The following is a 14,375-nucleotide window of genomic DNA, read 5'->3' as shown; positions in this document are numbered from 1 at the left end:
CTTTTAATAAAATGGTTTGATTTATACAAGGCATTCTTCTTGTTCTAATGCTTGTGATTATCTTTGTCCATGAATTGTTTAATGATTGCGTTCATCTCGCTGATATTTCGGTTCTGACTTTGAAGCAAGTCATATAGTGCTTGCTGCTCTTGTGAATCCTTGTTCATGCTCGGTGCTGCTGTCGGTTTAGGATGTACTGTGTCAGACTCGCTCGCAAATCTATGATAAATGTCTTTATGATGCGTTTTCGCATACATTAATAACGCCGCATATAACACATCATCTGAGTTGGATTGCTGACGCAATGCATTGTAAAGTTCGTGTGTTTGAGAGGATGCTTGAGACATTACTGCAGAATTATGCTGCGCTTGCGATGACTGTTCTGGCATATATGTTTCATGTGTCATCATAGATGATAAAGCATGTCCTTCAATATCGAATTTCGGCAAGATACGGTTCAGCCATGCCGGCAGATACCATGAAGCTTTGCCGAAGAGTAATGTCAATGCCGGAATAATCATCAATCTTACCACAAAGGCATCAAACAGTACCCCGAAGGCTAAAGCAATACCCATTGTTTTAATCATCACATCTTCTTGTGTCACAAAGGCTAAGAAGACACTGAACATAATCAAGGCTGCAGCAATAATAACCGGACCGCTTTCTTTCAATCCGACTTTGATCGCATGCACATTATCGCGGGTTCTGCTGTATTCTTCATGTACTCGAGACATTAAGAACACTTCATAGTCCATCGCAAGTCCGAATAATATACCGATGACAATGACTGGCAAGAAGGCCAATACCGGTGCTGTTTCATGAATACCGAATAGTTCTTTCATAAAGCCGTCTTGCATCACTAATGTCGTAAAGCCGAGTGTGGCAGTTAAGGATAAGATGAAACCGAGTACCGCTTTAAGCGGAATGATAATCGAACGAAAGACGAGCATTAATAATACAAATGCTAATAAGACAATAATGCCCGCAAAGACTGGAATTGCGTCATTAAGTTTCTTAGACATATCAATGTTGATTACATTGGTACCTGAGATTTCAGTTAAGAAACCATATTTATCTTTCGCATCATCATTATAATCTCTTAAATCTTTTACTAAGTCATCTGTACTTTTTGCTTGCGGACCATTTTTTGGAATAATTGTAATTAAAGCATAGTCATTATGCTTGCTCATTTGCGGCGGTGAAACTAATTCCACATTGTCCATATCATTGATATCGCCCATAAGCTGTTTTAAATCCTTCTGCATAGCTTGCGGATCATCTTTTTTATCTTTCACATTGATAATCATCGGAATTTGACCATTAAAGCCTTCTCCGAATTTATCACTCATAATGTCGTAAGCTTTCTTTTGTGTCGTGCTTTCAGGTTTAACTCCGTCATCAGGAATTCCTAAGCGCATATGCGATACAGGTACAGAAACTGTAACTAAAATAATCAAACCGATCAGCACTGCAGCTAATGGACTTTTGACTATAAATTTAGACCATCCTGTATCGGCTGATTTACGGCCTTGTCCTTCGATCTTAGGACGAATGTATTTATGGAATAAACTGATCAATGCAGGTACCAGTGTCAATGCACTTAAGACCGCAAAGAGTACACTGATCGCAGACATATAACCCATAATACCTAAGAACTTGATACCGACTAAACCAAGACCGCAGACTGCGATAATGACAGTCAGTCCTGCGAAAATAACAGCTCCGCCGGCTGTCCCTAGTGCTAATCCTACCGCTTTAGGAACACTGGATTCATTTTTAATAATTTGTCTGTAGCGGAAGAGAATGAAGAGTGCATAGTCGATACCGACTGCTAGTCCTATCATTACCGCCAATGTCAATGTGACATTCGGCACATCTGTAAAATGCGTCATAAAGCCGATAATACCGACACTTGTGACTAAACCAAGGACCGCAGAAATAATCGGCAGACCTGCTGCGACAAAGGAACCGAATGTAATCAGAAGCACAATAAATGCCACAACAATACCGATTACTTCTGACATACCGCCGACTTCGACATTGCCGCTCATACCATTGCCTGTCAATTCCGTTTGTATATTATGTTTATCTTTTAAATCATCTAAGTGATCTTTGACTTTATCTATGTTTTTATCTTGAATGGATGTCATGCTTAAATCATATTGGATATCTGTAAACAAGGTCGTTTTATCTTTGCTGATTTGTTTGTTCTTATAAGGATCTGCAACTTTTTCAACATGTTTGTCATCTTTCTTGATGTCATCTAGTGTTTGTTTCACATCTTTCATGACACCTTCTTTAACGATGCCGTCTTTAGTATGAGATTTCATGACAACACGTATGGTTGCTTTTTCACTATCTATATCGAAATGCTTCTCAATTTTTTTATTCGTATCTATCGATTTCAGCCCGGTCATTTTGATATCGTTATCAAATTTCGGCGCGTTGAATGTCATCGGTACGATAACAGCCAACAAGACTACAATCCATGCGACTATGGCCCACCACTTATGTTTTGCGATAAATGACCCGAGTTTATAAAGAAAATTTGCCAATTCATTGCCTCCTTCTCAAATATACAGTATAGTTTAATCTACACAGTAGTTTATTTATAATTCATATTGTACAGGCTGAGCTGTAAATTTCTAGCTATAATTCAGCTGTTCTATATACTTAGACGACAAGATAAAGGAGATGTAGATTATTTATGAATCAAAATGATTTGCGTGTTATAAAAACCAAACGTGCATTATCCCAATCACTCTTTCAATTGCTTGAAGAGAAGATGTTTTCAAATATCACTGTAAATATGATTTGCCAAACAGCACTGGTTCACCGCACTACTTTCTATAAGCACTTTTATGATAAATACGACCTATTAACCTATTTGGTGAATGATATTACACAAGACTACTTTGAAACAGACATCAGAGAACGTATCAGACAGCCTTTCCAATCACTCAATATTTTCATGAGCCACCCTGTAGACAAAATCGACATCAAACAGCGTCATGACAAAGAATTCTTTGAAACGGTCACATCTTTATTTATTCAAAAATTGCGCCAAGATATTATCGATAACGAAGATAAAATCGATATTCCGAATGAAGTCCCGATTGAACTTGTCGCACGCGTCTTCGATTCAGTGATTACAGCTATCGGAGAATGGAATTATCAAAGCGATTTCGATGAAAACTGCAGCTTATTTTTTATGGAGTATCCAGAAAAACTCGATAAAATCTTTAACCAACTCGTCAATATCAAGTTAAAACAATAAAAAAATCAGAACGCACATTATGACATTGTTCATCATCATGCGTTCTGATTTTTCTCTTTATTTCATTTTCTTTTTTTATTCTGCCTTCTTTTCTTGTTCGGCTTTCTTTTGTTCTTTTGCTTTCTTTATCTTTTCTTCTTTCTCTTGTTTGTACGTTTCACCGTAAGTTACAAACTTCAATTGAACCGTATTTGGAATGTGCCAATATTGTTTAAAGACACGCTGTGTTTCTTCAGACCATGGCGAAGTATGCTGCGTATATGCTTCAAAGGGCAAGTTTTCGACAGTAATGACTTGTCCTTTTTGTGCATGTGCCGCTTCATCTTTCAGCTTTTCAATACGTTGATGATTCGTATAGGTCATAAATGAAAAGACGCTTAAGAATAAGAGACTCGAAACCAATGCGATACTGCCGAAAATCACAGTGGTTCTTCGCATCGGCAGATGTATTTGTTTCAACAATGTCAGTAAGACAATCAGCCATAATAAATAGACAAAATAAAAGCTTCTTGGTCCGACCGGAGAAACGACAAATAACGGCAGTTCCACTATAACAATCGAGGCGAAACAAAAATACACCGTCAATAATGCCGGTCTCGGCAAACCGACAAAATAAACACCGATTGCCATTGCACAAAAGTAAATCAAACATACACTGCTGTTCAACAAAGCAATCCATGGCACATGTACCATGTCAGCCAGTTTAAAGCCGTCATAAACAATGTATTTATAAACCGTAAAACATACAATTCCAAGTGTCAGTATGATTTTATAGCGTGCTGCCAAATTCATAAACTTCGGACTATGGTAAAGGACATAAAGCAATACCAAAGCTAGTACCGTTAAGAAGACTGCACTCGTGAAATAGCCATGATACGGAATCGTTCTCAGCATCGTTTCTATCACTTTATCAGACAGCGACGTCGCAGCCCCTACTTTTTGATAAGACGTATTGCCGCTTAACATGTTTAAATAATTCGGATTACTGAACATGATGACTGATCCAATACAAGCAAAGCCTAATCCTATTAATAACTTGGTATTGATTTTACGATACATCATCCAATATACAATTAATCCCACACCGATAATCGCCATATTATAAAGTGTCACTGATTCCATTAATAACTGCCCTGCAAGACAAGCGAGATAAAACAAAATAAGTTCAGTCTGTTGATAATGCTTAGGCTGCTGGCCGCGATAGGTCACAATTTGAATCACCATGCCTAAAATTACTAAAGCAGATAATGCACTGGTCACATAGTTATTGAATCCGGCAAACCAAGCGTATGTTTGTTTGAAAATCGGATTCGGCATCAATAATAACGCTGTAAAGGTCATGACTAAAAAAGCACGGCTGTTCTCTTTATGTATCAGCCGCAAAATCATCCATAATACCAGCATTGAGACGACTGTATACACAACCATCCGCAGCAATAAATTTCTGACGACTATAATTTCTAATATATTACCGATATAGCGGCCGTTCAAATCTTCAAAATGACGATTGAACCATTGATCAAATCCCGTCACATACCATTCCCAATCGTCTTGTGCTAATGGAATCACTGACGCAAATACAAAATAAAAAGCTGCAATTAAAATAATGATGACATATTGTTTTTGCTGTTTTAAAAAATTCATGATGCCATGCTCCTTGTTGTTTTAATAAAATCAAATACTGAAGTGAAATTCATACTGGGAACACTTCCTTACTGACAATTTTTGTTTTTAATAGTAAAATTATTTATTATCAATAGAGTCAACTAAAAAACATCATTTTCAACCTATAAGGAGCCAACACATCATGATTATACAAATCAGTTTATATCTCTTCATCGGCCTTATCTTTACTATTTTGGATTTATACTTCATCCGGCGCGAAACGCGTATTGTGAAATGGATAACTGCCTTTTTATTTTATACTGTGCTGATCAACACAGTGTTATTAGGGACACTGATACTGTTATTACATAAACCTAATGCCTTATTGCCGAAACTCTATCATAGTTTCTTTGCGTTAGAATATAGCGCAGCAGCCTGTGCCATCGGATGCCTGCTTTGTCTGATTCAGCTCCTTTTGACACAGCGTCTCGTTTTGAAAGCATCCGCTGTCAAACGTCCATGGGCTGATTTTGTCATCCGTCTGGTGATTGTACTTTCTGCTTTTATCGGATGCTTTGCGATTTTCTTTGTGGATTGGTGGCTGGAAAGTTTCGGTCAAACAAATCCGGATGCCTTCTTGCATCAGCTGCATAACTTGATAACAGGCCAGCAAAAAGATGCTTTGAAAGGCTTGTTGCTGAGTCCTATGTTTAGAGCACTGTATGTCACAATGCCTTTCTTGTTCATTGTGTACTTCAACCGCTTCAACATTAATTGGAACGGCCGTACCCGCTGTTTCACTTTAATTCCAAGCAAATGGATTCAAAACGGTTTAGCCGCCATCGCATTTGCCTTATGCATCTCAGGTATCTGGTATATCTGTTATGCACTTCACTTCATACAAGTTCTGAAAAGCATGTTCTGATGAATCGGTTTTCCAGGTCGCAAAAGGTCGTTGCAGTACTTTACTTACAACGACCTTTTTCATTTGTCATAACAGCTATGAAATTAATAAATTATGCTTGTTTGCGTTTAAAACGCTTCAAGATATTCTTTGCGATCTGCTGCTCGCTTTGATTCATAATCACCAGCCATAAGACTGCTGAATACAGCATAGAATATATAATGATATTGATACCTAAAATTACTAAGCCTTTGCCTAAAGCTTCCGCTATCCATTGATAAATGAAATAATATACCGCTGTCACAATTAACATCGGCAGCCATATTTTACCCATCTCAAACCAGAAGCGATACATATTCAAACCGATTTTATAGTGATAATACCAGTTCATAATCAGCGTATAACCGATAAAACTGAAACCAGCAATCGAAATCGATACACCGTAACCGCTGTATTTCGGTGCTAATAATGCGGCGGCACCCATCGCTAAAACAAGTGTGACCGCAAGTGCAATGAATCGAAATGTTTGGCGGTTATGTGCTTGAATAATACTGACAGCCGGCAGTTGCGAAAGTTGGAACGTAATCGTAAACATTAAGAGTACTGTCATAATATAGGCCGGACGAAAATCAGGTCCTGCCCAAATGACAATGAAATTCTCACCGAAAATCACAAATCCAGATAAAATAAAGGATAGAACGATTAACTGAATCCGGCTGATTCTGACCATTTGTTTCAATAAGCGATCATTATCTGCACCTTCTACGACCAGCATTGAAAATCCTGGAAACGTGACGTTATTGATAGAAGTTGCGAACTGTTGGAAGATCTTAACAAACTGTACGGCAATTACATATATTGCAACTGCGACAGTACCATTAATCGCACCTAAAATCATTTGTCCTGAATTCAGTGTTAATTGCTCGATAGCAATTGAAAACAATACTAAACCTAAATACAGATTCAATTGTTTCTGCTGGCTTAAGTGCGAGATAGAGAGTGCGCCTTTCCAATCAAAGCGGATAGCGACTTTGCGTTTGCATAAAATCATACCTAAGAAGATACATGCAAAGTTCACGATTAAAGTGATTAAAATAATCGTAACGGCACCATAGCCCATCAATAAGAAAGGTGTCGCTAAAATCGATGGTGTCACGACACGAATCAGCAGCATACTCTTTGCGATTACGAAGTATTCATATGCTTGCAAGATACCGTTAAAGATACCCGGATAAAATGAAATCATAATATTGATGATAATAAAGATTAACATCAGTTTTAATTCAGAGAGCTGCTTAGGTGCTAAAGCATTGCCGAAGACTGCCTCTGCATTAAAGTACAGCACGATACCCATTAATCCGACTATTAATGAACACAAGAAATAGATATTCAAGATATTACCAAGAATACGTGCTTCTTGTGCTTTCGAGCCTTTCACTCGATTTTGCGATAGGAATTTCGCAATGGTATTACCAAAAGCCAAGTCCATAATATTCAAATAGACTAAGAAAGATAATACTAAGTTATACAATCCATATTCCGAAGTACCGAGTGTTCTGATAAAGAAAGGTGTATACAGTACTGCGACTAAAATATTTCCGAATATAGATATGTAGGATAAAACCGCTCCAGCTCTTCTTTGATTCATACTCATAACTCCTGTTTACGGTGATTGCGGCGTCGATTGAGATACGGACGCAAGACACGTTCTAAACCAAAGATGACAATCACTGTGAAAATGTTCGCGGGTGAAAAAGTATCAATAATAAATGCGATAGTACTCGCACGCGGAATGAATAACATCATACGCGCCATGATCAGTGCTGCCGCAATAAACATAATATGTTTAGCAGTAAGCATGCGTGTAAATAAAGCGATGAGAATCCCGATTATCAAACTCGCAAACATCATGCCGACATAACCGAAATCATGATACGTTTCCGCAACGAAACTTGAACCATAGCCTACACCCTTTAAATACAAATCCTTCATAATGACATAGGAAATAGTATGAGAATATTGGTAGCCGTCTAAAGCACGTTCAACAGATTGGCCTGACCAACCGCCTTGGCCGCCCGTCAAATTGCCCCAAATATTAAACACCGCATATTCTGTCAAAGGACCGATGGAATAAATCTTATCTGGAATTTCTTTAGCTTTTTCAATCGTATAACCGATAACATTCACACTGATACCTTGTGAGAAGAAGAATGACAGCAATGCATCAAAGAAACCGCCTTCTGTTTTAGTACCGCCGCGATTGTTTCCGACAAAGTTCATAACCGCAAGCAAAATCGGTGCCAATACGACGCCAGTAATAATCGTCTTCTTGCCGAACCATTTGTCCGTCTGTGTATCTTTAGCTAAACGGTTGCGGTAACAGAAATAGATAAAGAGTATCAGCACATCCAGCATAAAGTCAGATCTTGAACCTGTCATAACGGATAAACCATCTACAAGCAAAAAGGCCGCAATCGCAAGCCATGCTTTCTTCTTTGCCGGTAAAGTCGCAAGATAGATAAAGAATGCGACCGGGAACATTCTGCTGATTAATACAAATGCGCCTGGCAAATTAGACTTAAAGTTAGAAAAGAATGCATAGTACCCTTGTGCTTGCGATGCTTGAATAGCTTCAGCTAAATAAACCAATTTGAAGACAATCGCAACCGCAAACACAAACAAGCTGATGGTTCTGATATTTTGTTTGTACTTTGTCTCTATCGGTTGGAACTGATCGAATCCGCGATGTACTTCGCGATCTAACAGTGCATAGCCTAAGAAGAGACAAAACAGACTTAAACTCAACATGATTAAAATATTGAAGATAATGGATTGATCTGTAAAATATGTTCCCAGCAACTTAAAGTCTTTCTCATGATAATGGAAGAGTTTGCTTACGACCATTCTTCCCATTAAGAAGACAAAGAAGGTCACATTAAACATAAAGAAGATGACCCGCTGGTTGAAGGATTCCAATCCATATATGATATTGTTCAGAAAAAATAATAAGAGCGCACTGAATAACAGCGTAATATTCGAGAAAATAATGCCCAAGGCGAGCATAATTACCGCAATGCCCAGTATGCTCCATCTTAATAATCTGGCCAAACTTCCACCTACTCACTCATTCATTACTTATTTGTGATTGATTACCTCATTAAAGTCTTGCCTCTCGTTGTGTCATAGGTGTAGTTCTGATACATCTCACAAAAATGCATAGACTTCTTTCCACCAATTATCCCAACCTGCCTCTCCAAGTACTGTATCGCCGTACTTTCGCGTTACCTTTGTGCCAATGCATGTGCAAACGCTGTATATAATGTTTCAGAATCACTGAGTGTCTGCCATGATTGATACGCACCTTGTGCATAATTGTAATATGCTTCATCTGAAAGGTTGATGAAATATTCAATTGCTTCAGCCGCATCATCTGGATTTAAAGCGTCGCTGATCAACAAACCATTTTGTTCAGGTTTTACAATTTCTGATGTACCGCCTACATCTGACGCAACGACAGGAATCGCATTCGCCATCGCTTCCATCACAGACACCGGCACACCTTCAGATTCAGACGTGTTTAAGAACAGTGTCGGGTTTTGGTCATGATACCATTTTCTGACTTCAGTGTTAGGCAAACGCCCGATTAATTCATATTGTTCAGGCTTTAATTTTTCCTTTGCCAGTTCCGCAATCTTATCTGCATCAGGGCCGTCTCCGATATGTACCCACTTAAAGTCGTAACCATTTTCGCTTAATTGTGCGAGTGCATCAATAATGACATCTAAGCGTTTCAGTTTGCGGATTGTGGAACAGCTGACAAACAAGTTAGGCTTGCGTTCTGAGACTTGGAAATCCCCTTCTCCGACTCCTAACCGTCTTGTTTCGATTTTATCCGCATACTTCGGAAACTTTTCTCTCAAGTAGCGTGTGCTCGTATCTGAAACAGGAAAGAGTGCATCGACACGTGCCAGCATGCTTTGGCGCATCGGCAAGAAGCTGAAAGGTTTAATATAATCATTAACATCATAGCCGTGGCCTCTGGAAACAAACGGAATCGATGCATCGCCGTAATAATCATGTTTCAGCTTCGCACCTAAATTGGCTGTAATGTAAAACCAGTAACTATAAATATACAACTGCGTAGTGCCGTTATTTTCAGGCAGCAGATGCGAACGTACTAAATCTTGATAGATAGCATCTGTTCTCGCTTCGAAATAAAGATTGTACGTCCACTTATAGGGATTTAAAGACCCAGCATTTTCACCGATGCCTAACACACGATGATGTTTCAGCAGAATATTCGGTGCTGTTTTGAAAAAATTGACCGCTTTATCTTTTAAACCTTGCGGGAAAGGCAAGTCTAATACCGTTGCCTCATCCGGCACCTCGCGTGTTAACTTCATCTTAGGGCTGACCATTGTGGGAATAATAATAATATGATCAAATGCTTCAGCAAGATAATCTATTTCTTCTTCTAAATACTCCTCGCCTTTATAATACGGGAAGTAATTGGTTAACAGAATCAATTCTTTTCGCATGGGTTCTATTCCTTTCTTACTTCTGATTAATATTCTTTTGAAGCAGCACAGTTGAAATCGTCTTGTAAATCACAAACGCATCCATTGTAAAGCTGATATTCGCGGCATAAAAAGCATCTAAACGCATGCGTTCTTCCATTGATGCACTATTGCGCAGTAACGCTTGTGTTAAGCCAGTAATACCGGGTTTCACATGAAACTTTGTCTTATAGTAATCCGGGTAGCGGTGTTCATTGCCTAACGGACTTGGACGCGGGCCGACAAAGCTCATGTCGCCTTTTAACACATTCAATAATTGCGGTAATTCATCAATACTTGATTTGCGCAAGAATTGTCCAATCTTTGTGACACGCGGATCTTGGTCGCTGTTGAACGTACTGCCGTCTGCGTTTCTGATATCTTCAGCGTTTTCTTTCATCGTTCTGAATTTATGCATCTTAAACGGCAGCATCCCTACCCCCAGACGTTGCCCGTTATATAAAATACTGCCTTTATCTTCTTTCTTAATCGCAAGACTGACAGGCAATGCGACAACAATCAGAATCGGCAATAACGCAATAAACAAAGCTACATCCAGGATTCTTTTAATATTTTTCTGGTAACTCATCGCTTAGTCGCTCCATTTCTTGATAAATTTCTTGCTGCGCCTGTAAGAAACTATATTGCGGCACAAAGCTGATTTCAGCTTGTGCTTTTGTCCCATCCATATAAGACGGTGTAAAGAAATCAGGCACATCTTCATCTTTACGTTCTATGCCGGCTGGATTATGAAAGGCTTCATTAATCTGCTGGGCTGCTTCTAAGTTGGTTAAAGCTTCGCTGCCTTTGACATTAAGGACTAAGGATGACGGCGGTTGTACTGCAGTCTGCCAAATGGCTTGTGCAGCATCTTTTGCATATAAGAATCCACGCGGCACTGTACTTTCTCCCATCACTGTCAATGGTTTGTCTAAACAAGCCAAGCGCATAAAATAATTAATCATATAATTATTCTTTTCATTCGCACCGAATAAATGCGAGAAACGCAGACAAGTCGTATTGAGCTGCTTACGTTCTCTATAGTACGCCGCAAGTGCCTCAACATACCCCTTGTTTAAACCATACAATGATTTAGGCACATCTTGTTTCGCATCTGACTCTTTCCACGGCAGTGTTGTTTCATCTGCGTACACTGAAATCGAAGATGCGACAATAACGTGCCGGCATTTTTTAGCTATTGCGGCTTCAAAAATATTCTGTGCCATTTGAAGTTCAGATGTATACGTGCTGATTTCAGCGGTCGGTCCTCTGTTTCCGGCTAAATGTACAATGACATCGCCTTCTTGAAAGACCATTTCAAGCGAACCTTTTGAATAGTCTGTTTGAATACGCTGTGCATCATCATTGCCTTGGCGAGACAATACTGTATAGTCTTCGCCTTTTTCTTCAAGCAATGTTGTGAAGTATCTGCCTAATAAACCTGTCCCGCCTGTAATTCTGAATGCCATTTAATTGTCCTCCTTTTTAAGAGGATAGATATAAAAACCTACCTTGTCATAAACGCCATTGACCGGTCGGATGTGGTCGCCTTGATGATAATAGCGATAACTTTCTAATGTCCCATCCGGTGTGGTGAATTGGTCGTAATCAATCGCTTGATTCGGCGTTTCGCACATGAATTCCAGCACAATCGGCTGTACCGTATCCGGCGTTGTAAATTTTGGTGTCTCTCCATCCAGCAAATGTTTGAATGTCTTTTCCAGCAATTCGTCTTGATTATAGTATTGAATTAATTTATGCATATGGCAACCATCAAAGCGCGGTGTGATTTCAATAATGAATGCTTCATCATCCATGACTTTCACTTGCGCATAGACGGGTCCATTATCTATTTTCAAAGTTTCAAGATGCGCTTGGATAGCTTGTTGAATAGAATCCAGCGGATAATCATAATCCGGATCAATAATATGCTTATGAATCAATCCTGGATGCTGCGGCCAAGTTTCGCGCATAGATACTAATGTAAATTCCAGCTTTCCATTAACAACATAACCATTGACGGAAATTTCATACCCATCAATATAACGTTCGATAATTGCCGCACCTTCTCTTGAATGCTCCACCGCAAATTGAATCGCATCCAGTAAATCTGATGGCTGTTCAACAAGAGTAATACCGCGTTGGCCTTGACCATCTGTCGGTTTGACGAACACGGGATAGTCTATTTGTGTTTGATGTTTTGTATCTGTAGTAATTTCAAAAGGTACAGACCCTTTGATTCCCTTTGTCTGCGCACGCATTTCATCTTTATGGTTACAAGCATAAGCTGTTTCATAGCTTACAAAATGCGGTAAATCCAATGCTTCAGATAATTGATTAGCGACAGGCATTGCTAAATCAGAACCGACAGAATATACTGCATCGATACCATGTTCAGTGATATACGCTTTGACTGCTGGCTGATCAATGATATTAATTTCGCTGAAGTAATCTGCTTGATCTGCACCTGGGCCATCTTTCTTCATCGCAATCGCATGTGTTTCATAACCTAAGTCATTCAGCTTTTCAATCGCTTCTGCTTGTACAGGTGCCACACCTAAAATTAAGACCTTCTTCATACTAATACCCCGCCGACTGCTTCATTGACTTGCTGAACGATAAATTCTACTTGTTCATCTGTCAGCTGCGGATATAATGGCAGCGTCAATTCGTTAACATAGTGCGCATAAGCATTCGGATAGTCTTCAATATTGAAGCCATAGGCTTGATACGCTGAAAACATCGGTAAAGGTTTGTAGTGTACATTCGTTGCGATACCTTGTTCTGCCAAACGCTGAATAATATCATTGCGCTGTGCTTCAGTTGCGCCTTTAATCCAAGTGATATAAAGGTGGCAGCTGGACTCTTTATCATTATCAAAATGCTTTAATGTCTGAATAAATTCAGGATTCAAATGCGCTTCATACAAACGTACGATTTCTTTACGGCGGGATAAATTATCCTCGTATTTGCTCAACTGGTCCAATCCGATTGCCGCATTAATATCTGTCATATTGAATTTATAGCCAAGTTCAGTAATATCATATTCCCAGTTGCCTTTTTGCATTTTAGATAACGCATCTTTGCTTTGACCGTGCAGAATAGATGTTTTGAACAATTTAGGCAGATTGTAGCCATCTGCTTCATAATCTCTCGTCCAAGTCACGGCACCGCCTTCAGCTGTTGTCAGGTTCTTCACCGCATGGAATGAAAACGTAGTGAAGTCCGCAAAACTGCCGCTGCATCTTGTGCCTTTTCTCGCGCCGAATGAATGTGCACCGTCATCAATAATCGCAATGCGGTTTAATAAAGCATGTACAGGATTTTCAGTGCTGAACAAGTCTTGTTTGCGTTGTACAATTTCAAAAATTTTATCATAATCGCACAATTGTCCTGCAATATCTACAGGAATAATGGCTTTTGTACGCGAAGTGATTTTAGATGCTAACTGCTCATAGTCCATTTCTAATGAGTCTTCTTGCGTATCGACTAATACAATCTTCGCACCAACATGCGCAATGATAGATGCTGAAGCTGTATACGTATACGCTGATGTAATCACCTCATCACCCGCTCCGATGCCTAACAAACGTAACGTGACTTCTAAAGCTGCTGTCGCAGAATTCATTGCGACTGTACCTGATGTTCCCATGTAGTCAGTCAAAGCCTCTTCAAATGCTTGTGTCTTAGGACCCGTTGTGATCCATCCGCTTCTTAATGTTTCAACGACACTTTCAATTGCCTCTTCAGAAATTTGTGGCGGGCTAAATGGTATTTGCATATCTATCTTCTCCTTTATCCTCTAACTATTATCTCTTGCAAACAATAAGAAGAAATAATACTCCGAACATTTGCCAATGAGGTGCTTCATATCTATGTACATATATCAGCGACTGTTTTCAAATCTGTCTCTTTTATTAAGATTTGTACTCATTTTCGTAATAACTCCGCAAATATTCTGATTAGATATTATGTTCCAATTTAGTAACAGTATAATCCACCAACTAAAAAGTATTCAATCAATATTCGTAAT

At 39.1% G+C, this 14,375-nt stretch carries 11 protein-coding genes; 2 read left to right on the top strand and 9 right to left on the bottom strand.

The annotated features are described in order from the left end of the window. Window positions 1-44: 44 nt before the first annotated feature. The gene (locus DVJ99_RS12000; protein ID WP_114604411.1) at window positions 45-2,555 is read right to left on the bottom strand and encodes an MMPL family transporter; all 2,511 of its coding nucleotides are present in this window, start codon (window positions 2,553-2,555) and stop codon (window positions 45-47) included. 152 nt (window positions 2,556-2,707) lie between these two features. Between DVJ99_RS12000 and DVJ99_RS11995 the strand changes: the two genes are divergently transcribed. Next, entirely contained in the window at window positions 2,708-3,277 is a 570-nt protein-coding gene (locus DVJ99_RS11995; RefSeq protein WP_114604410.1) for a TetR/AcrR family transcriptional regulator, read from the top strand. 75 nt (window positions 3,278-3,352) lie between these two features. On the opposite strand, the gene DVJ99_RS13190 is transcribed toward DVJ99_RS11995, so the two are convergent. Further along, window positions 3,353-4,921, bottom strand: coding sequence for a DUF6056 family protein (locus DVJ99_RS13190; protein WP_114604409.1), 1,569 nt, complete (start codon window positions 4,919-4,921; stop codon window positions 3,353-3,355). Window positions 4,922-5,084: 163 nt separating this feature from the next. On the opposite strand from DVJ99_RS13190, the gene DVJ99_RS11985 reads away from it, so the two are divergent. Next, window positions 5,085-5,807, top strand: a complete 723-nt coding sequence (locus tag DVJ99_RS11985) for a hypothetical protein (RefSeq protein ID WP_114604408.1) — start codon at window positions 5,085-5,087, stop codon at window positions 5,805-5,807. A 91-nt stretch (window positions 5,808-5,898) separates the two neighbouring features. On the opposite strand, the gene DVJ99_RS11980 is transcribed toward DVJ99_RS11985, so the two are convergent. The 7 genes from DVJ99_RS11980 to DVJ99_RS11950 all read right to left on the bottom strand — a co-directional run bounded on the left by DVJ99_RS11980 (window position 5,899) and on the right by DVJ99_RS11950 (window position 14,123). Continuing rightward, the gene (locus DVJ99_RS11980) at window positions 5,899-7,434 is read right to left on the bottom strand and encodes an oligosaccharide flippase family protein (RefSeq protein ID WP_114604407.1); all 1,536 of its coding nucleotides are present in this window, start codon (window positions 7,432-7,434) and stop codon (window positions 5,899-5,901) included. 2 nt (window positions 7,435-7,436) lie between these two features. Next, window positions 7,437-8,894, bottom strand: coding sequence for an O-antigen polysaccharide polymerase Wzy family protein (locus DVJ99_RS11975; protein ID WP_114604406.1), 1,458 nt, complete (start codon window positions 8,892-8,894; stop codon window positions 7,437-7,439). Window positions 8,895-9,067: 173 nt separating this feature from the next. Further along, window positions 9,068-10,324 (bottom strand): glycosyltransferase, encoded by a 1,257-nt coding sequence (locus DVJ99_RS11970; RefSeq protein ID WP_114604405.1) that lies wholly within the window; start codon window positions 10,322-10,324, stop codon window positions 9,068-9,070. Between the two features lie 16 nt (window positions 10,325-10,340). Further along, on the bottom strand, window positions 10,341-10,931 hold the full coding sequence (locus tag DVJ99_RS11965) for a sugar transferase (RefSeq protein ID WP_114604404.1): 591 nt from the start codon (window positions 10,929-10,931) through the stop codon (window positions 10,341-10,343). Further along, a complete protein-coding gene (locus DVJ99_RS11960; protein ID WP_114604403.1) occupies window positions 10,909-11,811 on the bottom strand; it encodes an NAD-dependent epimerase/dehydratase family protein in 903 nt (300 codons plus the stop codon). Before DVJ99_RS11960 ends, DVJ99_RS11965 begins: the two co-directional genes overlap by 23 nt. Then, window positions 11,812-12,921 (bottom strand): ATP-grasp domain-containing protein, encoded by a 1,110-nt coding sequence (locus tag DVJ99_RS11955; RefSeq protein ID WP_114604402.1) that lies wholly within the window; start codon window positions 12,919-12,921, stop codon window positions 11,812-11,814. It lies immediately after the preceding gene. Continuing rightward, a complete protein-coding gene (locus DVJ99_RS11950; RefSeq protein ID WP_105994099.1) occupies window positions 12,918-14,123 on the bottom strand; it encodes a DegT/DnrJ/EryC1/StrS family aminotransferase in 1,206 nt (401 codons plus the stop codon). Before DVJ99_RS11950 ends, DVJ99_RS11955 begins: the two co-directional genes overlap by 4 nt. Window positions 14,124-14,375: the final 252 nt, after the last annotated feature.

It is taken from the genome of Staphylococcus sp. EZ-P03, from assembly GCF_003344575.1.
Lineage (GTDB): Bacteria > Bacillota > Bacilli > Staphylococcales > Staphylococcaceae > Staphylococcus > Staphylococcus simulans_B.
Note: the sequence above shows the minus strand (reverse complement) of the source record. Positions and strands in the feature narration are given on the sequence as shown.